The sequence below is a fragment of the Catenuloplanes sp. NPDC051500 genome (assembly GCF_044454585.1).
In the GTDB taxonomy this organism is placed as follows: Bacteria; Actinomycetota; Actinomycetes; order Mycobacteriales; family Micromonosporaceae; genus Catenuloplanes.
Map to the genome: position 1 here is coordinate 287,869 of NZ_JBITDX010000010.1, position 20,480 is coordinate 308,348.

Below are 20,480 nucleotides of genomic sequence, written 5' to 3' on the forward strand. Positions count from 1 at the left end.
GAGGTCTCGGGTGAGGCGCTGATACACGTGGCACGGGCCGAGGGCCGCCCGTGCCACTCGGTTGTCAGTTCTTCGGCACGACCACGAACAGCCCGCCCTGCTTGGCGGAGAAGTCCGAGTGGACGCCGGCCACGGCGTGGTAGCTCGCGGTGACCTGCAGGACGTCGCCGACCGAGGCGGTCCAGCCGTCCGGGATGTCGATCCGGAGCGTCTCGTTGCGCTGCGCCGACGTGGGCGTGAGCGTCCGGTTGAGCGTCTGCCTCGGCACCAGCGGCTGGCTGCTGCTGATGTTCTCGATGGTGACGTCGAGCCGGTCGGCGGTGGTGAACTCGTTCAGGTTCCGCCCGATCTCCACCTTCGCCACGACGTCGAAGGCCTTCCCCAGCGTGACGGACTCGGCGAAGCTCTCCGAGCCGTCGTCGGCCTGGAACAGATCGTTGAGCGCGGCGTCCCAGCTGTTGTTCGGCATAGCCGATCCCCTCCCCCTGCTGCCGGCGGCCGGTGTGGCCACCGTTCGCTGACGAGACGGCCGGGCGTCACCGCCAGATACCAAGACCACGAAAAATCCGCCGTGGGTACGACGAGCGCCCGCTACTGTGCGGAGAAGTCGCGAGTCGGGAGTGTGGTGACCTATGACCGTCGTCGGTGCCGGGCCAGTGGAAATGATCGGAAACCGACGCGTGAGGACACACGACCATGGATATCCCGAAGCACTTCGTCATTCGCGAGAGTAGTCACCGGGTTCTGAACCCGATCGAGCCGTCGCAGCTGGCGACGCTGGGCGCGGCGCTGCGCCTGCCCCGGGACACGACGGTCCTGGATCTGGCCTGCGGCAAGGGTGAGCTGTTGTGCACCTGGGCGCGCGACCACGGCATCACCGGCACCGGCGTGGACCTCAGCACCGCGTTCCTGTCCGACGCCCACGACCGGGCGGCCGAGCTGGGCGTGGCAGATCGTGTCGCGTTCGTGCACGGCGACGCCGGCGGGTACGTGGCGGACACGCCTGTGGACGTGGTGGCCTGCATCGGCGCCACCTGGATCGGCGGCGACACACCGGGCACGGTCCGGCTGATGGAACAGAGCGGCGGCCGGCTGCTGCTTGTCGGTGACGTCTACTGGCGGGCCGATCCGCCGCCCGAGGCCGTGGAGGCGATCTTCGGCGACCTGCACGGCGCGGACTGTCTGTCGCTGCCCGGCCAGGTGGAACGGTTCCACGATCTGGGGTACGACGTGGTCGAGATGATCACGGCGGACGAGCGCGGCTGGGACAGGTACGCGGCCGCGAGCTGGCTCAACCTGCGCCAGTGGCTTGATGCGAATCCGGACGACGAGTTAGTGCCGGAGATCCGGTCCGAGCTGACCCGGTCGCAGCTTCAGCACGTGCGCTGGCAGCGGCCGTACCTCGGCTGGGGGATCTTCGCCCTGATGCGCTGCTAGGCGCTGTATCGACGTGGGATGCCGGGCTGCGGCGAGGCCCAGGCGCCACCTGGCCGCACGTCGCAAACGCCCACATACAACACCGGTATGAGGGCGTCCGCGCCGCGCACCCAGGCGACCCCTGGACCGCGCCTCGCTCCGACCCCCACGTCGATACAGCGCCTGGGCGTTTCACACAGTGATCATCGGGGTGCGGTCCCACCTGGACCGCGCCCCGATGATCGGTGACGGAACGTCAAGATCGGTCTGCTAGCCTTCGCGCGCTCTATTGTGGGAAAACCCTGGAGGATCCATGGCAATCACAGGTGATCTGAGCAAGATCGTTGACAAGGAGTACCAGGACAAGTCGCTCGAGGAGATCGCGGCTGCCCCGGTCGCCGCCCTCGCCGGCATCAGCGAGGCCGGTGCCAAGCACCTGCGTGACGCGCTTGGCATCAAGACGATCGGCGAGCTGGGCCGGAACAAGTACTTCCGCGCCTCCTCCGCGATCGTCGACCTGCTCGACGCCAAGTAAGACAAACCTGCAGAGCGGCGGGGGTACGCGTACCCCCGCCGCTCTGCAGGTTGAGGCTTGTCAGACCGACTCGTCCAGGGACGCGGTCCAGATCCCGGACGCCTCCTCGTGCGAGTCGACGCCCTCCTGGAACGCGCCGGCGAGTTTGAGGAACTCCTCGCGGCCCACGTTGTCGAAGCCGAGGAACCTCGGGCGGTGCACGGCGAAGCCGTCTCTGTCGGTATGCGGACGGTAGGGGATCGCCACCGCCATCGCGCACCGCTCCGGGAAGTAGGAGACGGCGCGCACGATCAGCGCGTCGGTGCGCGGCGTGGCGGCCAGGTGGATCACCCCCTCGACGACGAGCGCGGCACGGGCCGCAGCGAACTCGTTGGAGTCGAGCGCTTCCTGCCCGGACCGCGCCGAACCGGCCCGGTCCTCGTCGGTGAAGCGGGCCACGGCACGGTCACCGTTGCCCTGCTCGTAGCCCAGGATCGGCACGAGCGGGTTGCCGCCGGAGACACTCCGGACGGCGTCTGCTGCGAAGAAACCGGCTAAGCGGGCTGTCTCTTGCATGGCTCGGAAGGATACGGCACCCGGGCCACACCTCCTGTTGACCGCGATTGTCAAGATGCGCGGTCGGGTGAGCGCCAGATCACAAGTGGCTGACCTCATTGAACGCGACAAGCGCGGGCGGGCGGCCGTGCCGGTAGAGGATCGTGGTCAGCCCGCAGTTGACCGCGTTGAGGCCGAGCCAGCGCGGCTCCGGCGCGTCGAGCGCGTCCCGGACGAACCAGCCGACTGTGAACGCGTGCGTGACGATCAGCTCGTGCGTCTCCGTGTCGGCCGGCCGCGCGTGTGCCTGAAGTGCCGCGCGGGCCAGCGCCTCGCCCTCGGTGTATTCCGCCTCGGTCACCTCCGCCAGATGATCCCGGAAGACCTGGGGCAGCGCGGCCCGGTCGCCGACCGGCGGGATGTAGTCGCCGCAGGCCTCCGACTCGTGCACCGGCACGCCGGGCAGCTCCGCGGCGATCAGCCGGGCGGTCTGGACCGCGCGCGGCAGCGGCCCGTGGTGCAGCGCGGTGATCGGCAGCGCGGCAAGTCGTTTGCCCACGGCCGTGGCCTGGCGTCGCCCGTTGCCGGTCAGCACGCCACCCGCCGCCTCGCCGTGCCGGACCAGATGAAGATATCTCCCCGTCATGTCGGCGACCTTACAAGTATGGCGTTCGTCCCTATTGGAGGGTTGCGCCTACCAACGGTGACGGCCGCTACCGGCGAAGATAACCGTGAGTATCCAAAGGAAGGTTTTCTGTAACGCCAAGTATGACTTTCGGTAGATTGAACCTGGTGCGCGGTCACTCTACGGTGTGACGAGTGAGTGCTGTGAGAACGTTGAGCACCCTCGGAATCCGATCCGTCGCCGACCGTCTGCGCCTGACCTACAAGCAGACGTTTCTCGGCCGGCAGGCGGAGATCGCGGCCTTCCGCGCGCTGCTGAGCCCGGCCAGCCCGCACGCGCTGCTTGTCGTCGAGGGCCCGGCCGGGATCGGCAAGACCGCGCTGCTGCACCGGTTCGCCGAGGAGGCGCGGGCGGCCGGGCGGACCGTGCTTGCCCTCGACGGCACCCGGGCCGGCGCCGGTGAGGGCGACGACGTGCCCGCCGTGCCGCTCGACGACGCGCCGGTGGTGCTTGTCGACGCCGCTGATGCCATCCCCGGCCTGGAGGCTTGGCTCTGTGACCGCCTGCTGCCCCGGCTGCCTGCCGACGCGCGGGTGGTGCTGGCGGCCCGCCGTTCGCCGGTGACCCGGTGGAGTGCGGATCCCGGCCTGTCGCAGGCGATCCGCCCGCTGCCGCTGGGCCCGCTCACCAAGCCGGACGCGGGCTCGCTGCTGCACCGGTTCGGCGTGGCGCCACACCTGCGCGGCGAGATGATCGCGTTCGCCGGTGGGAACCCGTCCGCGCTCACGCTCGCGGCCCGCACCGCCGGATACTCCACGGTGGACGGCGAGGGCTGGGCGCCCACGGCCGAGCTGCTGGACCGGGTGGTCGAGGCGCTGGCCGGGCCGCTGCCGTCCGCCACCCACCGGCTCGCGTTGCAGGCCGCGGCGCACTCCGTGGTGATCACCGAGGACATGTTGCGCGCGGTGACCGGCGACGAGGCCTCCGCGATGTTCGAGTGGTTGCGCACCCGGCCGTTCATGCACGCGTCCCCGTTCGGCCTGGTGCCGAACGGCGCGGTCCGGCACACGGTCGAGGCGCAGTTCGCGATGCGCGACCCGGCGGGACACCGGGCGCTGCACGCGCGCCTGCGCGACTATCTCTTCGCACGAGCCCGGGTCGCGGCCGGGGACGCGGTGATGCCGGCCATGGTGATGCTCGGCTACCTGCACCGCAGGTTCGGCGCCACCGCGTTCTACGACGCGATCCTCGGCATGCCGGGCGGCACGGACGCGGCCACCGGGCCGGCCACGAGCGGCGTCTACGAGGACGCGGCCGACCCGGCGGAACTGCCCGCGCTGCAGGCGCTCAGCGACGAGCCGGAGCTTGTCGCGTACTGGTTCGACAGGCAGCCGTCGGCGTTCCGGGTGTACCGGCGGGAGGAGCCGATCCCGCTGCTTGACCCGGCCCGGGGCGGCCCGTTCCACCCGCTTGAGCCGCGCCCGCGACGAGGCCGGCTGATCGGCTTCTCCGCGCTGCTGCGGCTCGGTGCGGAGGACGCGGCCGAGTGCGAGCGGGACCCGGTACTGGCGGCCGCCTGGGCCTACACGCACACGGCCGCGCCTCTGGCCGGCGGCGCGGAGCTGGACGTGCTGCGCTTCCTGGCCCGGCCCGCCGCGGGTGCGCCGGCCGCGGAGCGCCCCGCAGGTGAACGGCTGGCAGATCCGGAGGAACGCCGCCGGGTCGCGGCCGTGCAGGACCTGGCCGTCTACCGGATGCTCGGCCGGATCGTGTCCGCCGACCGTCCCGCGTGGACGTTCCTGGCCACCGACGAGCCGGTGGCGTGGACCGGCGCGCTGCGCTACTTCGACATGCCGTCCACCGGGCTGACCGCGGTGACCGGCGGCCGGGAGCGGCAGATCTTCGCGCACGACTGGCGCGCGGTCTCCCCGGCGGAGTGGCTGGCCGGCAACTCCACCCGCCCGGTGGAGGAGCTGCCGCCCCCCGCGGAGTCCGGGCTGACGGTGCTGACCCGGGCCGAGTTCGACGCGGAGGTACGGACCGCGCTGCGGGCCTGGCGGCGGCCGGAGCGGCTTGCGGAGAGCGCCCTACTGCAGACCGGCCTGGTGCGGGACGCGGACGACCCGGTCGCCGCGCTGCGTGCCACGCTGGCGTCCGCGGTGGAGGCGCTGGGCCGGCAGACGCGCACGGCCAAGCAGCACCGCGTGCTGGCCACGACGTTCCTGAGCGGCGCGCCCACCCAGGAGGCTGCGGCACGACGGCTGGGACTTCCGTTCAGCACCTATCGCCGCCACCTGACGCTGGGCCTGACGACGGTCTGTGACCGCCTCTGGCTGGGCGAGGACACGCCTTAGCTACGTTCCAGGGCCGGGCGGCTGTCACGCGGAACAGGATACGGCGGTTGTCGTGCGGCTAAAACATCGCCCGATTAATGGTTGTCATTCGGGGCGGTTATGGATTAGCGTATTGCTTGCGCCGGGAGGTCCGGCACCGAAAGCAAGTCGTAGGGAGATCGGTCATGTCGGGTCAGGTGCTTCTCGCGGCGCAGTCGCTCGCCGCAGCGACGCCGGGCCTGGACTGTCTATATCGGGCCCTCCTTGCCCATCGGGGCGGTTATCGCAGCTGACCAGCGTCAGCGCGCGATCACGCCGCCCCTCCCGTACACGGGACCGGGGCGGTTTTCTTTTTCTCTTTTCATGGCAATTCCCCATTCCTTATATCACCATGCCTTCGTATCCCAATAGGTAGAGGAACGGCGTTGAGGACGCCGGTGTTGCGCGTTCGAATCGCGCCGGAGGCACGTCATCGCAATAACCGGGCCCGGGTAGCCCAACTGGCAGGAGGCGCGCCGTTCAGGGCGGCGACAGTGTGCGTTCGAATCGCATCCCGGGCACGTACCACCGCGGGGTCGTAGCTCATCGGGAAGAGCGCTGCCCTCGCACGGCAGAGGTGGCGGGTTCGAGACCTGCCGACTCCACGATCCGGTCCGGCGCCCGCCGGGCCGGTCTCGCGGGCGCGCCGACGATGGAGAGTCGGGGCCGGCTGTAAACCGGCTGCACTGCGTCTGAGCAGGTTCGAATCCTGCCGCCCGCACGTCAGGGACACGGCCGTGTGTCCGAGTGGTGAGGAGCGCGCCTGCAAAGCGCGTCACGCCGGTTCGATTCCGGTCACGGCCTCCACAGTGTCTGTTTAACGGACACCCTACGATCAAGCTGTGCGAATTGAGTTCACGTACGCCCGCCCCCGGGAGTACTTCCGCCAGCAGATGGCGTCGAGTGCCCGGCTTGCGGCCATGCCGAGCCTGATCGGCGCGGTGCTGCTGGCCGTCGTCGGCGCGGTCTGGGCCGTGTCCGCCCTGCTGATGGAGGGTGTCGCGGACGATCTTGCGCTGGGCGGGCTCGCGTTGATCATGATTGCGGTCGGCCTCTGCATCCGCGCGCGGGAGCGCTGGGAGGCCGAGGTGGTCGTGCCCGCCTCCTGGTGCTCGCCGCGCGACTGGCTGATCACCGAGGAGGCGCTGGAGTCGACCACGCCGATCGGCCGGACCTCCTGGAGCTGGGCCGGCATCCGGTACGCGGTCAAGATCCCGGACGCCTACTTCTTCCGGGCCGAGGCCGGTGGGCAGTCGTTCGACGTGCCGCGCGAGCCGCTCACCGAGGAGCAGGAGCGCGCGCTCGCCGACTTCATCACCGAGCGCGGCCTGGTGCTTGACGAGCCGATCCGGTCCAGCCGATAGATGTGATCTCGGCCTTGATCGTGGCCGGACCGGCTTGAACGGCGTGGTTACCATCCGCCGGTGACCCTGACTGTTGCAGACCTCACCGGCTACGTCGCGCGTGACCTGGACGCGGACCTGGCCCGCTGGTTCACCGGCGCCAACCCCGTTAACGTGCCCGCGGACACCCGCCCGGTCGCGCCGCTCGCCGCGCGGATGAGCCCGGCCGACGCGGACGCGCTCACCGGCCTGGACCGCCGGGTGCGCTCCGGCACGTTCCCGCAGCTGCTCGACATGTACGACTGGTCGTACGGCTTCGACTTCGCGGCGAACGACTGCGGCATCCTCGACTCGGACTACGAGACCACACTGACCGACGACGACGTGTACGCGCTCGGCGCGGACGGCGACGGGAACTACTACGTGGTGCTCGCGAACGGCCAGGTAGCCGTCTGGTTCCACGAGGAGGAGGTGCTTGAGGGCGGCACCCGTTTCGACAACCTGGACGTGTTCCTCTGGCACGTGGTCCGGTTCGAGGCGGTCCGGGCCGGCACGCTGACCCGCGCGGAGATCGAGGACGACTTCCGCGCGCTCGGCCAGGACGGCGCGCTCGCCGAGTCGTTCGGGCTGTTGACGAAGCTGAGCCGCTTCGCCTGACGGTCAGGTCCGGCTCCGCCGCGCACTCCAGGCGGCGGAGACCGCGGCGCCGGCGTCCGGGTCGTCGACAAGCAGGATCAGGTTGCCCACATGGTCGCTGTAGAGGACCTCGATCCGCACGCCTGCCTCCGCAAGCAACCGGGTGAGCGCCCCCACCTGGCCCGGCGTCTCCTGGTCCAGGCGCTGCACGAGCGGCCGGCGGACCGCGGTGATCAGCGGGCCGAGCGCCCGCCCGGCCGCCTCCGGGTCCGCGACCAGGAAGTGTGCCACCGGCCCGAATACGCCGCCGCCCTCGATGCTCACCCCGGCCGCGCCAAGCGCCTCGCCGATCTCGGCAAGCGCCCCCACGCGGTCCTCGACGCGGATGGTCAGGTCGTACATGCGATCAGCCCTGCTTTCCGTAGTCGCGGACGACCTCGGCCATCCGCAGCCGGTAACCGGCGAAGAACCGGCTGCGCCCCAACTCCTGCGCGCGCCGGTGGTCCTGATCCCGGCGCCACACCGCGACCGAGGCCTCGTCGTCGAAGGAGGCGATCGCGACGTACCGGTGCGGGTCGGTCGTGCTCTGGAACCGCTCGATCCCCTCCAGGCCGGCGACGCCGGGCAGCAGCTCCCGGAGCCGGGCGGACTCGGCCAGATACTCCTGGTAGCGCGCGGGATCATCGGGGTCGAACCAGAACTCGAAGATCATCGCAATCATGTGACGACGGTACGGCCCCGACGTTTGCGCTACCGTCGAAACGTGGATGCAGACGTCGCCGCCGCAGCAGGCCTCTTCGCCGACCGGACGCGTGCGTCAGTGATCGCCGCGCTGCTCGACGGCCGTTCGCTCACCGCCGGCGAGTTGGCCCGCAGCTGCGACGTCTCCGCCGCCACGATCAGCGCCCACCTGCGGCGGCTGCTCGACGCCGGCCTGGTCGCGGTGTCCGCGCAGGGCCGGCACCGCTACTACCGGCTTGCGGACGAGCGGGCCGGCCGCGCGTTCGAGGCGCTCGCCGTCCTCGCGCCGGTCCTTCCGGTCCGCTCGCTGCGTCAGTCGCGCGCCGCCGCGTCCCTGCGCGCCGCCCGCACCTGTTACGACCATCTGGCAGGGCATGCGGGGGTACGCCTGGCTGAAGCGCTCGTCTCCCGCGGCATCCTCGGCCCCGGCGGATTCGCACTGCTCGCCCCGGCCGAACTCACCTCGTTCGGCGTCGACGTGGCCGCGGCCGAGCGCTCCCGCCGCTCCTTCGCCCACCCCTGCCTCGACTGGAGCGAACGCCGCCACCACCTCGCCGGCGCCCTCGGCGCCGCCCTCCTCGACCGCCTCGTCACGCTTGAGTGGCTGGTCCGCGACCGCTCCAGCCGCGCCGTCCGGGTGACCGACGCGGGCCACGACGGCCTGCGCTCCCGCTTCGGCTGCGACCTCACAGTGCTCTGACCACAGTCGCCACCCGGTCCGGGCGCGAGCCGCCGTCGCCACGCACATCGCGACCGTCTTCACGAAGCGTGACCTGCCACCCGCACCCGGCCCCCACCTCGATACAGCGCCTAGATCGTGCGACCACGGACCCCGCAGGGAGGAGCGCCAGCGACGACCGGTGTCGCCGGGAGGCCTCGGGTGGTGATGCGAGATCAACCAGGCAAAGAATCATGTGGGTACGCCGAAGGCGGCTTGATTGTGCTTATCACCTCGTCGAGCGTGAGGTCTGCCGCGCTGGTGAGCAGGAGATCGGCCGCCCCGAATCGGGCGTGGTCCGCGTGCGGGTTCGGGACCGCCACGCAGCGCAGCCCGGCCGCCTGCGCCGCCGCGACCCCGTGCGGCGTGTCCTCGAACGCGAGCGCCAGGCCCGGGTCGAGGTCGAGCCGGTGCAGCGCGAGCCGGTAGACGGCCGGGTCGGGTTTGTGCGCGTCCACCTCGTCACCTGTGGCCAGCACCTCGAAGCGGTCCCGGAGTCCGGCGCGCTCGAGCATCGAGCCCACGTGCGCGATCGCGGAGCTGCTCGCCACCGCACAGCGCAGCCCCAGCTCGCCGGCCCGGTCCAGCCACGCCACCACCCCCGGCGCCGGGGTCAGCGCCGTGTTCAGCTCCAGCCGGTACGCCTGCCGCAGCCGGTGGCTGGCGGCCTGGTCATAGGTCGCGCCGACCGCGGCGGCAAGCGCGGCGTAGCGGAGCTCGTTGACGTCGCCGCCGTGGTCCGCGAAGAAGCCGGCCGGGTCCAGCTCCAGGCCGTGCCGCCGCCACTCCCAGCGCCAGCTCTCCAGAAGCGTGGTCTCCGTGTCCATCAGCAGGCCGTCGAAGTCGAAGATCAACGCACGGATCGTCACCTGATGAGTATCCCAGTTGCATGATCATGCGTCCGTCTGCATATAATTTCGACGTGTCCAAGGTGCTTACGTCATTGCCCGCCGGCGAACGCGTCGGAATCGCCTTCTCCGGGGGTCTCGACACCTCCGTCGCAGTCGCGTGGATGCGCGAGAAGGGTGCGGTGCCCTGCACGTACACCGCGGACATCGGCCAGGCCGATGAGCCCGACATCGCCTCCGTCCCCGGCCGCGCCGGTCAGTACGGCGCGGAGATCGCCCGCCTGGTCGACTGCCGGGCCGCGCTCGTCGAGGAGGGCCTCGCCGCGCTCGCGTGTGGCGCGTTCCACATTCGCACCGGCGGCCGTGCCTACTTCAACACCACGCCGCTCGGCCGGGCCGTGACCGGCACCATGCTGGTCCGCGCGATGCTCGACGACGGCGTCCAGATCTGGGGCGACGGCTCGACGTTCAAGGGCAACGACATCGAGCGCTTCTACCGGTACGGCCTGCTGGCCAACCCCTCGCTGCGGATCTACAAGCCGTGGCTGGACGCCGCGTTCGTGGACGAGCTGGGCGGCCGGCACGAGATGTCCGAGTGGCTGCAGGCGCGCGATCTGCCCTACCGGCACAGCACCGAGAAGGCGTACTCCACCGACGCGAACATTTGGGGCGCCACCCACGAGGCGAAGTCGCTCGAGCACCTGGACGTCGGCCTGGAGCTTGTTGAGCCGATCATGGGCGTCAAGTTCTGGGACCCGTCCGTCGAGATCCTGCCCGAGGACGTGACGATCCGCTTCGAGCAGGGCCGCCCGGTCGCGATCAACGGCAAGACCTTCGCGAACGACGTCGACCTGGTGCTCGAGGCGAACGCGGTCGGCGGGCGGCACGGCCTCGGCATGAGCGACCAGATCGAGAACCGGATCATCGAGGCGAAGAGCCGCGGCATCTACGAGGCGCCCGGCATGGCGCTGCTGCACGTCGCCTACGAGCGCCTGGTCAACGCGATCCACAACGAGGACACGATTGCCACGTACCACAACGAGGGCCGCAAGCTGGGCCGGCTGCTCTACGAGGGCCGCTGGCTGGACCCGCAGGCGCTGATGAGCCGCGAGTCGATCCAGCGCTGGGTCGGCGCGGCGGTCACCGGCGAGGTCACGCTCCGGCTCCGTCGCGGCGAGGACTACTCGATCATCGACACGTCCGGCCCGGAGTTCAGCTACCACCCGGACAAGCTCTCCATGGAGCGCACCGAGAACGCGGCGTTCGGCCCACTCGACCGCATCGGCCAGCTCACCATGCGTAACCTCGACATCGCTGACTCGCGGGCCCGCCTGGAGCAGTACGCGCGGATCGGCATCGTCGGCGGCGCGCAGGTGATCGCGGCCCAGCCGTCCACCACCACGCTCATCGGCACCATGCCGGCCGGTGGCGCGGACGCGATCGCGGCCGGCCCGACCGCAGCTGTGGACGACCAGATGCTGGACGCGGCGGCGATGGAGTTCGGCACCGACTAGACACAGCGCCTAGGGTTTCTTGCTCTGCCGAGGCCGGTCGTGGGATCTTTCCCGCGGCCGGCCTCAACCTTTGCCGGGGCAGGGGGCGTTTGCCGTGTGTGATGTCAACTGACGACGGGTTCCGGGAGTTCGTCCGGGCGCAGTGGGGGCCGCTGACCCGCACCGCGTACCTGCTCACCGGCGACCGGAGCTACGCGGAGGACCTGGTCCAGACCGCGCTGGAGAAGACGCACCGGAAGTGGCGCACGGTCTCCCGGATGGAGGCGCCGGTCGCCTACGTGCGCAAGGCGATGGTCAACACCGCGATCTCGTGGCGGCGAAGACGCAGTTTCGGCGCGGTGCCGCTCTCGGTGGAGGACCCGGCCGCGGCCGGTGATCCCTACCGGCAGGTGGAGGAGCGGCAGCAGCTGCTCGCCGCGCTGCGGAGACTGCCGCCGAAGATGCGGGCGGCGCTGGTGCTGCGCTACTTCGAGGATCTCACTGAGCCGGACATAGCGGCCGCCATGGGCTGTTCGGTCGGCACCGTGAAGAGCCAGGTGTCCCGCGGCCTGCAACGCCTCCGCGCGGAGCTTGACGTCCCCCTGACCGCCGTTCTGCAGGAGAGCCACGCATGAACATCGAAACCACTCTCCGTGACGAGCTGGCCGGGCGGGCCGGTGCGCTGGTGCTGCCCGAGGACCCCTGGCCCGCCTTCGAGGGCCGGGAGAAGCGGCACCGCCGCACCAGGCGTGCCCGGGTCGGCGTGGTGGCGGGCGCGCTTGCCGTCCTGGCGATGCTGCAGTTCGGCGCGGTGCCGATGCCCGGCTGGGCGCCCGGCATCGCGATCGCCGCCACCAACGGCGCGCTTCTGGACAGCCCGCTGCGCGGCTCGCTCGCCGGCGACACCGCCTGGCTGGAGGGCATGCGCGGTGCGGTCCAGGACATGCCGGAGGAGACCGAGTTCTGGCGGATCCCGGACCGGAGCGCGATCCGGTTCCTCTACGCGGCGGACGTCGGCGACGCCCGTCTGGTCCTCATGTACGTACCGCTGCGCTGGGGTTTCCTCACCGACCCGCAGCTGGTCTGGTACGAGGGCGAGGCCGGCGCCGCCCCCGAGCGGATGACCCAGATCGCCAACGTCGACGGCACCGACCAGGCCGCGACCGTCGCGATGGCCGCCGCCGACCGGCCGGGCTACGCCGTGGTGGTCGGCCCGGCCGGCACCACCGCGGCGATCAGCAACGGCTTCACCTACGGCGCGGACGGCCGCGTGCACCACAACCCGCCGGTCACCGGCCCGGAAGGCAGCGGCATCGCCGAGGTCGTGCTGCCACCCGAGCCGGGCAGCCCCGGCCTGACCATGACGCTCACCAGAGACGGCCGCGAGACGCCTCTCGACGGCGGCGCCGGATGGGCCGGCCCCTCACCAGACTTCGCCGGCTTCGAGGCGGTCGCCACGGCGGCGCTCGGCGACCGGCCGTTCGACCGGGCCGCGTTCGGCCGCTGGGTGCAGGCGCAGGCCGACACCAGCGGCCTGGCGCTCGGCGAGTTCACCCTCGACGTGCGCTGGACCGGCACGATCGAGAACCAGGAGGCCGCGCTCTTCACGCTCCGGCGGCCGGGCGAGGGGGTGCTCGCGTTCGCGGCCCACGGCGGCGGCAACGGCTTCCGTGAGGATCTGCGGCTGCTGCTCCCGGCGGACGGCGCGGACCGCCGGCCGCTCGGCTGGCGCCTGCGGGCCGAGGGCGCGGACACCCCGACGGACCGGGTGATCGTGATCGGCCCGGCCGGCGCCACCACAGTGACGGTGACCGCGGCCGGAACCTCGCCCGTGACGCTTTCCCTGGACGCGACGGGTTTCGCCGAGACCCGCATCCCCCCGGCGACGCCGGCCACGATGACCGCCCACGCCGCCGACGGCACCGACCTCGGCACCACCCCGATCCCGCTGTTCACCGACACCAGCAGCGGAATCCTCGGCGACACCCCGGCCACCCGCGTCGTCCCCTGATTCCCTCCCGTGAGGCGGGAACGCCGAATCCCCGGTGTGCCCGTCCTGACGTCAGAAGACCGTCGGCCCGGGTGATTGCTGGTGGGCGCGAGGTCTGCCAGCCGTGCTGGCGGAGTGGTGGCCGCACGTCGGTCGAAACCGGGTCGAGGCGGCGGCGTGGGGGCCGCAGCGGCCCGGGGGGAAGGGCCGCTGCGGCGGGAGGAACACGCTATCCGGGGGGAAGGATCGCGTGCTCTATCGATACCCGAGGGTGGGTGTCGTAAACAGCAGGTCAGCCGAGGGTGGGGCGGCCGCCGCCGGACTGGGTGCCCGCGGTGACAGTGGTGACCTGGGTGCCGGAGAGCGTGCCGCCGGTGTAGAGGCCGCCGCCGACCGCGGTGCCGGAGACGGTGCCGCCGGTCCGGATCGCGTAGGTCGTGCCGCGGGTGATCTGCGAGGACGAGAAGAGCACGCTCCGGAACGCCTTCGTGGACTGGAACACCGCGATCTGCGTGCCGGACGTGGTGGCCAGGTGCACGATCGTCCCGGCCGGCTGGTTGGCACCGAACGTGACCTGCAGCCAGCCCTGGCCGGAGCTGGGCAGCGTGCTGGTACTGGAGCTGATCCCGGCCGAGAGCACCACCCCGCCGGTGATGGTGAGCGCACCGTTCGCGTCCAGGCCACCCTCGCCGCCGCCGCGGGTGGGCGAGCCGGCCACCACGACGGTGCCGCCGCCGAGCGACAGGGAACCGTTGGAGTCGAGGCCGTCGGTGCCGCCGCTGACCGTGACGGTGCCGCCGGTGACCGAGATGAGCGCGTTCGGGCTGTTCTGCATCTCGCCGGTCGTCGGGTCGGACGCGTTCACCGCATCGTCTGACGCAGTCGCGGAGACCGTGCCGCCGGAGAGATAGACCTTCAGGCCCTCGATCCCCTCGTACGACTTCGTGACTGTGACAGTGCCCGCGCTGATCCGTACGTCGGTCTCCGCGTGCACGCCGTCGTCGCCGGTCGCGACGCTCACCACACCGCCGTCGACGGTCACGGCGGCATCGGAGTGGACGCCGTCGTCCGAGGCGTCGATCGTGGTGCGGCCGTCGCTGATCACCGCGAGCACGCCGGCCTTGACGCCCTTGGTGGACGCGGTGCCGGGCGTGACGCCGCTGCCGCCGCCGGCCTTCGCGGTGACCGTGCCACCGGTGATGATCACGTCGGTCTCGCCGTTTACCGCGTCGCCGGCTGTCGATGTCGCGTTGACGGTGCCGGCGCCGACGTAGACGTACCCCCGGGTGGTGTCCTCATCGTTGTTGCTCGTCACGGCGTCGCCGGCTGAGGTGGCGGTGATCGTGCCGCCCGCGATGTGGACGTAGTCGCGGCCACGGATGCCGTCGTCCTTCGCGGTCACGGTGATCGTGCCGGAGTCGATGTAGAGGCCGTCCTTGGCGGCGATCCCGTCGTACGCGTTGCCGGTCACGGTAAGCGTGCCGGTGCCGGTGATTGTGGTGTCCGCGGCGGAGAAGAGCGCGGCGTTCGGCTCGTCCACGCCTGCCGGGTAGCTGTAGACCGAGGCGTCGCTGAGCCGGTTGGTGCTGCCGGCCTGGAGCACCACCATGACCTCGTCGGCGGCGATCACGTTGACGGCCGAGGACGTGCTGTTCGCGATCGTGACGCCGTTCAGGATCAGGCGGACGATGCCGGTCCCGGTGCTGTTCACCGCGATCTGGCCGTTGGTGAGCGAGCCGGAGAAGCGGTAGGTGCCGGCCGCGCCGACGGTGACCACGCCGCCTGCGACAGTCACGTTCGGGCTGGTCGTGGTGGCGGTGGAGCCGTTCAGCGCGACGGCGGCGACGTCTGCTTCGTTCCAGGTGTGGTCGGCGGCGCTGTCGTGGTGCGCCTGGTTCGCGGCGAGCGCGGCCGCGGCGGCCGGTCCGGCGGCCAGCGGCACCACGTCGTCCGCGACGGCGGAGGCGGCGGCGGAGGCGGAGGCGGAGGAGAGCGTGGTGCCGGCGGCCCAGATGCCGAGGGCGGCGGCGGTGACGATCGCCGGGGCGATCATGCGACGTTTCTGCATGTCCAGTGTGTCCTTAAACGGGTTTCGGGCAGGAGTGATCGCCCGGCCGGGCCCTGGCCGGGTGCTCTATGTGGTGGTGCTTCTCGATCGCCGAGGACGGCGACCCGCATCGCTCAGAAGCCAGAGCATCAAGCGCCGGGGGTACGCCGAGAGCCGCACACAACGCCGCACAGCCGACGCTTCAGCGCGCCTCGTGCGGGTCCGCGCCTCGCGAATCCGTGCCACGCGAATCTGCGCCTCGCGAATCTGTGCCTCGCGAATCTGTGCCACGTCGGTTCATGCCGCGGGAGTCTCTGTCGCGTGGATCCGCGTCGTGCCGTTCCGCGTCGCGCGGGTCGGTGCCCCAGCGATTCGCGTCGTGCGCGTCGGTACCCCAGCGATTCGCGTCGTGCGCGTCCGTGCCGCGCCGGTCCGTGCCGGGCCGATCCGGTCCGTGTCGCGTCGCGTCGCCGAAGTGCCGTCGCAGCGTGCGACGCCAGGGTGCTGCTGGCAGGTCGGGTCGGAGTGCCGCCAGCCCGGTCGCATACTTCGAGATCGACACCGGCCGGTGTCCGTGTGCCCAGAGCAGTCGGTCCACCTGGCATGCGCCGGACCCGGTCTTGGTCTCCACGACCGCCACCCGCGGCAGCCGCAGCCCGCGCCCGTCCGGCGACTCCCAGCTCAAGTCCGTGTCGATGGTGGCCCGCGAGTCACCGGCCGGGTTGAGCAGCGTGCAGCGCCGGTAGCGGGTGACAAGCGTCGGTGCAAGGCTCAGCCCTCGTTCGTCGAGCGCACCGGTCCCGGGCGTGCCGAGCGCACCGGTCCCGAACGAGCCGAGCACGTCGCTCACGAACGACCAGCCGGGCGTGACTGTGGCATGGTCGCCGGGCTGGTAGGGCAGCCGGTTCTTGACTGTGCCGCCGCGCCCGCCCTCGGTCTTCACCTCGAGCCAGCAGAGCGCGCTCTCCACGTACAACCTCGTCCTGATCTTGAATCTGCGCCGCCGGCGGTGTGCCGCGAGGCGGAAGCTGGCCAGGTCGGGCGTGTCGAAGTAGACCGACTCGTAGCGGAACGCGCGACCGCCGTCGATCTCCAGCACCCGGGTGCGCGGGTCGAGCCGGGGGAGCAGCGCCATCGCCTCCGGCAGCGGCAGTACGTATTTGCGGTCGACGCGGGTCTGCAGCTCCGCGGTGGCGAGCAGTTCGTCGAGCCCGACCGGGTCCAGTTGGGAGATCATCGCGCCGCCCCGACCAGGATGTGCTCGGTGGACTGGAACGAGTAGCGCACCTCGACCACTGTCGTCTCGTTCACCAGGTCGACGCGTTCGACGACCGCCCGGTGCACGCGCGCGCCGAGGAGCTGCTCCAGGTGGGCGACAAGCGCGGTCTGGTCGGTGATCGCGCTGTCCAGCACCATCACCTGCCGCCGGTAGGTGCGCAGCAGCCGTGGATGGTCACCGAGGTACATGACCACCAGGATCAGGCCCATCAGCGACGGGCCGAGCCAGAGCGGGCCGCCGCTGAGCGGGCCGAGGATGCCGAGCGCGAGCGCGGAGAAGTAGTACGCCACCTCGTGCTGGTCCAGTTCGGTGGAGCGCAGCCGGATGATCGACAGGACACCGAAGAGCCCGAGGCCGAGGCCCGCGCCGACGCTGCTGGAGCTCAGCGAGCCGGCCACCGCAAGCACGCCCACGTTGACGCCGAGGTAGGCGACCACGAGGTCCCGGCGCCGGTGGCGGGGGAAGTACAGCCCGAAGACCAGCAGGGTCACCGCGACCAGGTCGATCGCGAACAGCACGAGGCGGGACATGAGGTAGCGTCCTTCCGAGGTGTCCAGCCGGGTTCCCGTGGGTGAACGGCACCCGACATGCCGGTTAAATATTTATCGGCATCGATGGAAAGAGTAAGCCTCGAATCGGGACGGACAACCTCAGAATTACCTCATAATCTGGAACGCGCCCAGAAAACGATTACCGGACCGTGCAGGCTTTGGACACCGCGTCGTCCCAGATCGTGCCCTTCAGCGACAGCGGCAGCCGGGTCTCCCGGGACTCGCCGTCGTCGGTTCTCACCCACGCGTCCACCTGCACCGGCGTCAGCGTGATGCCCGGATTGCAGTTGACGACCATCATCGCCTGAAGCGTGGACGAGACGCCCGGATCGATCCACCGCCGTCGCTCGATCCCGGTCAGCGTGATCCCCGGCGCCGAGCCACGGAACGTCTCGATCTCCACCGGCATCGGCCCCGCGTTGATAAGCGTGATGCCGCCGGTCAGCTGCACCTGCAACAGGTTCCCGCCGACCGACATCGACTGCCCGTCGCCGTAGACAAGCAACTTCACCGTCGCCGCGTCCACCTCGCGCCGCTGCACCACAGCCCGATCATGCCCCCACGCCGCCCCGAGGAAAGCCCCACCGGCGGCGGCCACCACCACAATCAGAGCAAGAGCCGGCGGGGGTACGGGACGGCGCCGCTCCACCGCGGGCTCGGCACCTGGCGCGCCGAGCTCGATGATGTGCGGGCCATCGGTCATGGACTAATCATGATGCTCGGCGCGCGCGATGTCGCCGAGCGCGAGCGTCAGATAGTCGGCGAACGGCCGGGTGCTCAGCAGGCTCGCGATCAGCAGCGCGCTGTGCCGGGCCTGAGCCAGCGCCTTCGGCGGCGGATTCTCGTCGTCCGGGTCGTAGACGCCAAGCGCGCCGGCCAGCAGCACCAGCACCACCTGCGGGTCCACGTCGGCCTGCCAGGCCATCGCCTCCCGCACGCAGTGGGCCAGCACCGCGCGCACGTCGTCGCTGTCCACGCCGTCCGCGTGCGACTCCTCGACAAGCATGCGCACCACCGCGCCGAGCACCCGGCCGACCCGCTCCTGGTCCTGCGCGGCGAGCGCTTCCGCCGCGCCCTCGAACGCCGTCGCATCCCTGCCCCGGGCGGCCTCGACCGCGTCCGAGGCGGCGACCGCGATGCCGCGGGCGGTCGGGGGGAGGTGGCGCCACTGGTTCATGACAGGAGCGTAACCATAATGCCGGTCAGGTCAGCAGGGTGGCGTTACGCAGGTAGAGCGGGGACCATTCCGGCGCACCGTGCGTGCCGTGCTTCGGGTCCACGCCGATGAACGTCGTCCGGTCCCTCCCGCCAAACGTAGCCGGGTCACGCCGTCACGGCTCGTCCGCTCGCGCTACCGAGGGACCCCCGTATGGTCGGGTCGTGGGCAGAGCGATCTTCGTGGGACTGTGCACGCTTGACGTCATCCAGCTGGTGAGCAGGCCGCCGGGCGGGAACGAGAAGGTCGTCGCACTCCGGCAGACGGTCGCGGCGGGCGGGCCGGCCACGAACGCGGCGGTCACCTGCGCGCACCTGGGCGGCGACGCCACGCTTGTCACAGCGGTCGGGCGGCATCCGCTGGCCGCGGGCATCCGCGCGGACCTCGACGGGTGCGGCGTGCGGGTCCGGGACCTGACGCCGGAGCGCGCGGCGTCGCCGGCCACCTCGACGATCCTGGTCACGGCGGACTCGGGCGACCGGTCGGTGGTCTCGACGAACGCGATCGGGCTGCACGTCGTACCCCCTGATGATTGTGATTGGGCTGGGGTGACCGCGTTGCAGGTGGACGGGCATCATCCGGAGGTGGCGCTGGCCGCGCTGCGTGCGGCGCGTGCCGCGGGAATCCCGACGATCATGGACGGCGGCAGCTGGAAGGACGGGACCGCGCGCCTGCTGCCGCTGATCGACGTGATCGCCTGCTCGGCCGACTTCAGGCCGCCCGGCGGGGTGCCGATCGAGACCGCGCTGCGGGACGTGCCGTGGGTCGCGATCACCGCGGGCGCCGGGCCGATCCGCTGGTGGGGGCCGGGCGGCCGGCGTGGTGAAGTCCCGGTGCCGCGGGTGGACGTGGTGGACACGCTTGGCGCGGGTGACGTGTTCCACGGCGCGCTGACCCACGGGATCGCCGTCGACGGACTCGGCGACTTCCCCGGTCTGCTTGCGCGGGCGGCGCGGGTCGCGGCGCGGGCCTGTGCATCATTCGGCACCCGGAGCTGGATGCACCATACAGATACATGGATGACCGGGGCGGTATGACCTGTTTTCCCGGCCCCTTCGTAGAGTGTGGTCATGGAGGACGGGGCGCTGCTGGATCCGGTGCAGGACCGCGTCTACCGGATGCTGATCAGGCTGGCCTCGGCCGGCGTCGACGAGGTGGCCCGGCTGGCCGACCTCCGGCCGGACGACGCGGCCCGCGCGCTGCAGGCGCTGCGCGACCAGGGACTCGCTGCCGAACGCGCCGGTGAGCCCGCCGTCTTCGTGCCGCTCGCCCCGGACGTCGCGCTCGGTGACCGGCTGCTGCGCCGCCAGGCCGCGCTCGAGGACGCGCGGCGGGCGGTCGCGGCGCTGTCCGAGGAGTTCCGGGACACCGCGCGCCGCCGGGACGCGGACCGGCTTGTCGAGATCGTGCACGGCCGCACCGCGCTGCGCGACCGGCTGCGCACCGTGCAGACCGAGGCGCGCGAGGAGATCCTCTGGTTCTGCCGGGCGAACCCGCTGGCCATGGCCGGCACCGACAACACCGAGGAGTCGGGCGCGCTCAGCCGCGGCGTACGGTACCGGGCGATCTACGAGCGCGGCCTGCTCACCGACCCGGGCGAGCTGACCGGCATAACGGAGAGCGTGCGGCTCGGCGAGGAGGCGCGCACGCTGCCCGCGCTGCCGGTCCGCCTGGCCATAGCGGACCGGCGCACCGCGATCTGCCCACTGGTCCCGGACGGCGAACGCGGCTTCATCGAGCCGACCGCCGCGCTGGTCCGCCGCAGCGAACTGCTTGACGCGCTGCTCGCGCTCTTCGAGTCGCACTGGGAACGCGCGACCCCGCTGCGCCTGTCCGGCGGCGTGATCGAGGAGGCGGAGGCGGACGCGTCCGAGAAGCACCTGCTCTCGCTCTTCGTCGCGGGCCTGCCTGACAAGTCGATCGCGTCCCAGCTCGGCGTCAGCCGCCGCACCGTGCAGCGCCGCCTGGACCGGCTGATGGCGATCGCCGGCGTCGACACCCGCACCGGCCTGGCGTTCCAGGCCGCGCGGCGGGGCTGGCTCTAGTGTTCTGTCTCAGTTTTGAGTAGTCGTTTGTTGGAGGGCGACGCGTCCACGTCGGACTTTTGCGAGGATCGATTCGGTGGTGGCGGTCCAG

Annotated in this window: 22 protein-coding genes and 5 tRNA genes; 16 read left to right on the forward strand and 11 right to left on the reverse strand. The window is 71.2% G+C overall.

The window, feature by feature from the left end:
• Positions 1-64: 64 nt before the first annotated feature.
• The gene (locus tag ACIA8K_RS22355; protein WP_396062169.1) at positions 65-469 is read right to left on the reverse strand and encodes a hypothetical protein; all 405 of its coding nucleotides are present in this window, start codon (positions 467-469) and stop codon (positions 65-67) included.
• Between the two features lie 227 nt (positions 470-696).
• Here ACIA8K_RS22355 and ACIA8K_RS22360 point away from each other — a divergent pair, with 227 nt between their 5' ends.
• The gene (locus tag ACIA8K_RS22360) at positions 697-1,437 is read left to right on the forward strand and encodes an SAM-dependent methyltransferase (protein ID WP_396062171.1); all 741 of its coding nucleotides are present in this window, start codon (positions 697-699) and stop codon (positions 1,435-1,437) included.
• A gap of 292 nt (positions 1,438-1,729) precedes the next feature.
• Complete coding sequence (locus ACIA8K_RS22365) at positions 1,730-1,951, forward strand: hypothetical protein (RefSeq protein ID WP_396062173.1); 222 nt, start codon at positions 1,730-1,732, stop codon at positions 1,949-1,951.
• A gap of 60 nt (positions 1,952-2,011) precedes the next feature.
• Here the strand turns inward: ACIA8K_RS22365 and ACIA8K_RS22370 are convergent, their stop codons facing one another.
• Positions 2,012-2,506, reverse strand: coding sequence for a hypothetical protein (locus ACIA8K_RS22370; protein ID WP_396062175.1), 495 nt, complete (start codon positions 2,504-2,506; stop codon positions 2,012-2,014).
• Between the two features lie 79 nt (positions 2,507-2,585).
• Entirely contained in the window at positions 2,586-3,131 is a 546-nt protein-coding gene (locus tag ACIA8K_RS22375; RefSeq protein WP_396062177.1) for a histidine phosphatase family protein, read from the reverse strand.
• Between the two features lie 173 nt (positions 3,132-3,304).
• Here ACIA8K_RS22375 and ACIA8K_RS22380 point away from each other — a divergent pair, with 173 nt between their 5' ends.
• The 8 genes from ACIA8K_RS22380 (at position 3,305) to ACIA8K_RS22415 (ending at position 7,482) form a co-directional block, all read left to right on the forward strand.
• The gene (locus tag ACIA8K_RS22380) at positions 3,305-5,464 is read left to right on the forward strand and encodes an AAA family ATPase (RefSeq protein ID WP_396062179.1); all 2,160 of its coding nucleotides are present in this window, start codon (positions 3,305-3,307) and stop codon (positions 5,462-5,464) included.
• 372 nt (positions 5,465-5,836) lie between these two features.
• Positions 5,837-5,910 (forward strand) — tRNA-Leu (locus tag ACIA8K_RS22385).
• An 18-nt stretch (positions 5,911-5,928) separates the two neighbouring features.
• A tRNA-Leu gene (locus tag ACIA8K_RS22390) sits at positions 5,929-6,003 on the forward strand.
• Between the two features lie 11 nt (positions 6,004-6,014).
• Positions 6,015-6,087: transfer RNA gene (locus ACIA8K_RS22395), tRNA-Ala, on the forward strand.
• Positions 6,088-6,119: 32 nt separating this feature from the next.
• Positions 6,120-6,203: transfer RNA gene (locus tag ACIA8K_RS22400), tRNA-Tyr, on the forward strand.
• A gap of 12 nt (positions 6,204-6,215) precedes the next feature.
• Positions 6,216-6,289, forward strand: a tRNA-Cys gene (locus ACIA8K_RS22405).
• A 35-nt stretch (positions 6,290-6,324) separates the two neighbouring features.
• The gene (locus ACIA8K_RS22410; RefSeq protein ID WP_396062181.1) at positions 6,325-6,846 is read left to right on the forward strand and encodes a YcxB family protein; all 522 of its coding nucleotides are present in this window, start codon (positions 6,325-6,327) and stop codon (positions 6,844-6,846) included.
• Positions 6,847-6,906: 60 nt separating this feature from the next.
• On the forward strand, positions 6,907-7,482 hold the full coding sequence (locus ACIA8K_RS22415; RefSeq protein WP_396062183.1) for a hypothetical protein: 576 nt from the start codon (positions 6,907-6,909) through the stop codon (positions 7,480-7,482).
• 3 nt (positions 7,483-7,485) lie between these two features.
• On the opposite strand, the gene ACIA8K_RS22420 is transcribed toward ACIA8K_RS22415, so the two are convergent.
• Together ACIA8K_RS22420 and ACIA8K_RS22425 are read right to left on the reverse strand one after the other, a co-directional pair.
• Positions 7,486-7,863 carry a hypothetical protein gene (locus ACIA8K_RS22420; protein WP_396062185.1) on the reverse strand — a complete coding sequence of 126 codons (378 nt, stop codon included), beginning with the start codon at positions 7,861-7,863 and terminating at the stop codon, positions 7,486-7,488.
• Positions 7,864-7,867: 4 nt separating this feature from the next.
• On the reverse strand, positions 7,868-8,182 hold the full coding sequence (locus tag ACIA8K_RS22425; protein WP_396062187.1) for an antibiotic biosynthesis monooxygenase family protein: 315 nt from the start codon (positions 8,180-8,182) through the stop codon (positions 7,868-7,870).
• 42 nt (positions 8,183-8,224) lie between these two features.
• Here ACIA8K_RS22425 and ACIA8K_RS22430 point away from each other — a divergent pair, with 42 nt between their 5' ends.
• Positions 8,225-8,902 (forward strand): ArsR/SmtB family transcription factor, encoded by a 678-nt coding sequence (locus tag ACIA8K_RS22430; protein WP_396062189.1) that lies wholly within the window; start codon positions 8,225-8,227, stop codon positions 8,900-8,902.
• Positions 8,903-9,096: 194 nt separating this feature from the next.
• Here the strand turns inward: ACIA8K_RS22430 and ACIA8K_RS22435 are convergent, their stop codons facing one another.
• Entirely contained in the window at positions 9,097-9,789 is a 693-nt protein-coding gene (locus ACIA8K_RS22435; RefSeq protein WP_396062191.1) for an HAD family hydrolase, read from the reverse strand.
• 53 nt (positions 9,790-9,842) lie between these two features.
• Between ACIA8K_RS22435 and argG the strand changes: the two genes are divergently transcribed.
• From argG to ACIA8K_RS22450, 3 genes are all read left to right on the forward strand, one after another.
• Positions 9,843-11,282 carry an argininosuccinate synthase gene (gene argG / locus ACIA8K_RS22440; RefSeq protein ID WP_396062193.1) on the forward strand — a complete coding sequence of 480 codons (1,440 nt, stop codon included), beginning with the start codon at positions 9,843-9,845 and terminating at the stop codon, positions 11,280-11,282.
• A gap of 101 nt (positions 11,283-11,383) precedes the next feature.
• Entirely contained in the window at positions 11,384-11,896 is a 513-nt protein-coding gene (locus ACIA8K_RS22445) for a SigE family RNA polymerase sigma factor (RefSeq protein WP_396062195.1), read from the forward strand.
• Positions 11,893-13,272 carry a hypothetical protein gene (locus ACIA8K_RS22450; RefSeq protein WP_396062197.1) on the forward strand — a complete coding sequence of 460 codons (1,380 nt, stop codon included), beginning with the start codon at positions 11,893-11,895 and terminating at the stop codon, positions 13,270-13,272. The genes ACIA8K_RS22445 and ACIA8K_RS22450 overlap by 4 nt, the downstream gene beginning before the upstream one ends.
• 271 nt (positions 13,273-13,543) lie before the next feature.
• Here ACIA8K_RS22450 and ACIA8K_RS22455 read toward each other — a convergent pair whose 3' ends face one another.
• The 5 genes from ACIA8K_RS22455 to ACIA8K_RS22475 form a co-directional block, all read right to left on the reverse strand.
• A complete protein-coding gene (locus ACIA8K_RS22455) occupies positions 13,544-15,319 on the reverse strand; it encodes a carbohydrate-binding domain-containing protein (RefSeq protein WP_396062199.1) in 1,776 nt (591 codons plus the stop codon).
• A 181-nt stretch (positions 15,320-15,500) separates the two neighbouring features.
• A complete protein-coding gene (locus ACIA8K_RS22460) occupies positions 15,501-16,535 on the reverse strand; it encodes a VTC domain-containing protein (protein WP_396062201.1) in 1,035 nt (344 codons plus the stop codon).
• Entirely contained in the window at positions 16,532-17,107 is a 576-nt protein-coding gene (locus tag ACIA8K_RS22465; RefSeq protein ID WP_396062203.1) for a DUF4956 domain-containing protein, read from the reverse strand. Before ACIA8K_RS22465 ends, ACIA8K_RS22460 begins: the two co-directional genes overlap by 4 nt.
• A 160-nt stretch (positions 17,108-17,267) precedes the next feature.
• Positions 17,268-17,831 (reverse strand): hypothetical protein, encoded by a 564-nt coding sequence (locus ACIA8K_RS22470; RefSeq protein WP_396062205.1) that lies wholly within the window; start codon positions 17,829-17,831, stop codon positions 17,268-17,270.
• Between the two features lie 3 nt (positions 17,832-17,834).
• The gene (locus ACIA8K_RS22475) at positions 17,835-18,305 is read right to left on the reverse strand and encodes a hypothetical protein (RefSeq protein ID WP_396062207.1); all 471 of its coding nucleotides are present in this window, start codon (positions 18,303-18,305) and stop codon (positions 17,835-17,837) included.
• Between the two features lie 203 nt (positions 18,306-18,508).
• On the opposite strand from ACIA8K_RS22475, the gene ACIA8K_RS22480 reads away from it, so the two are divergent.
• The gene (locus ACIA8K_RS22480) at positions 18,509-19,381 is read left to right on the forward strand and encodes a PfkB family carbohydrate kinase (protein ID WP_396062209.1); all 873 of its coding nucleotides are present in this window, start codon (positions 18,509-18,511) and stop codon (positions 19,379-19,381) included.
• A gap of 33 nt (positions 19,382-19,414) precedes the next feature.
• Entirely contained in the window at positions 19,415-20,389 is a 975-nt protein-coding gene (locus ACIA8K_RS22485) for a helix-turn-helix domain-containing protein (RefSeq protein WP_396062211.1), read from the forward strand.
• Positions 20,390-20,480: the final 91 nt, after the last annotated feature.